The 1,351-nt window shown below is 72.3% G+C and carries 1 protein-coding gene; it reads right to left on the bottom strand.

Features of this window, described 5'->3' with window-relative positions:
* A partial coding sequence (locus ACZ4MF_RS49030; protein WP_467500957.1) for a transposase occupies positions 1–223 on the bottom strand: 223 nt, incomplete at its 3' end.
* Positions 224–1,351 lie beyond the last annotated feature (1,128 nt).

Here is a 1,351-nt window from a genome sequence, read left to right as displayed (position 1 = left end):
CTCGCTCGGGAATGGTGTGGCTGATCCCGCCCCGACGCGGCCGGCTGCGGATCGCCCTGGAGCTGTAGCCCTTGTCGCCCGGGACGTGCGAGGGCCGCACCCGGGGCCGTCCCGGGCCTGGGCGGGGCACCCGGATCGCCTCCATCACGGTGATGAACTGGGTGCGGTCGTTGGTGTTGCCGCCTGTGACGGTGAAGCGAGCGGGCGGCCGGCGCCGTCGCAGGCCAGGTGATCTTGCTGGTCAGGCCGCCTCGGGAGCGTCCGAGCGCCAGGTTGCGGAGCCCCCTTTTCGGCCTGGTCCGGGTAACGCGCGCTACGTTCGCATGCGCCTCGGCCCGGGTCCCGATGCACAACCCGGTCGAAGTGGTCAAGTCGCTGCGGAGTCCCGGGTCAGAAGGGGGTACTGATCCACCGGCACCTCGCCGAAGAGAACGAAGTTCGTGTGCTGCTGTTCTCAGCGTGTGGTCGGTTGGCGGAAGCGGCGGTAGAGCGTTCCTCCGCTGATCAGGGCTGTGATGCTTGCGGCGGCGGCTGTCCTGATACCGTCGGCGCCGGTCTCCGCGAGTAGACTTTCCGTCCACTACTGCGCGAGCCCATGCGTCGTGCCAGGCGTGGTGTGTGGTGTGAGCTGCTTGTGCGGCGCCGGAGGGGTCGGCGGTGTCGGCGTACGGAGCGGGCCGACGGTGTGGTGCCGACGGGAGGCTCGGGTGTGGTGCGGGTGGGTTCGCTGGGTCGGCTGCTGGGGGAGTTCAGGGTACGGCGCCCGATCATGACGGGTCCGCCGGATGCGTTGTCGTGGTGCCCGGGATCGCCCTTACCGGGTGTCCGGGCTTCCGGTGCGCGGGCAGCCGGCAATGGTTGACGGGGTCGGCGGGTGCTCCGAGGAGGTGCGTGGCCCCCGTTTCCGGGGCGGGCTCCTGGCGTAAGCGCTTGCGCTTGTTCCCGCTGTTCGGGGGTGGGGCGGAGGCACGGAGGGGCAGCGGGGGGGGGGCGGGGGCGGAAGATGCCGGGGCGGGCTGGCTGGTGGTGGGGGGAATTGGGGTGGGCCCGGGCACCAGGGTGTGATGCCTGGTGTCCGGGCCCGTTGGTGCGCGTGTGGCGCGTGGGTTGTCGGACAGCGGTGGGGTGGGGGTTCCCGGCTCGATTGCGGCGGGCCGGGGCCCCATATTGCGCGGTCGGTCTCGGATCAGTCGTCCCAGCCGCCGTCGCCGCCGCCGTCGCCGCCGCGGTCTCCGCCGCGGTCTCCGCCGCGGTCGCCGCCCCGGCCGCCTTCGTCCCAGCCGCCGTCGTGGTCGCAGACCACGCGGAAGCTGGCGACGATGCCGTCCTTGACGTGGACGCCGTCCTTGAC

Source organism: Streptomyces sp. NPDC025793, assembly GCF_055558375.1.
The sequence above is the reverse complement of the archived record's forward strand: the minus strand, read 5'-3'. Positions and strand labels throughout refer to the sequence as shown.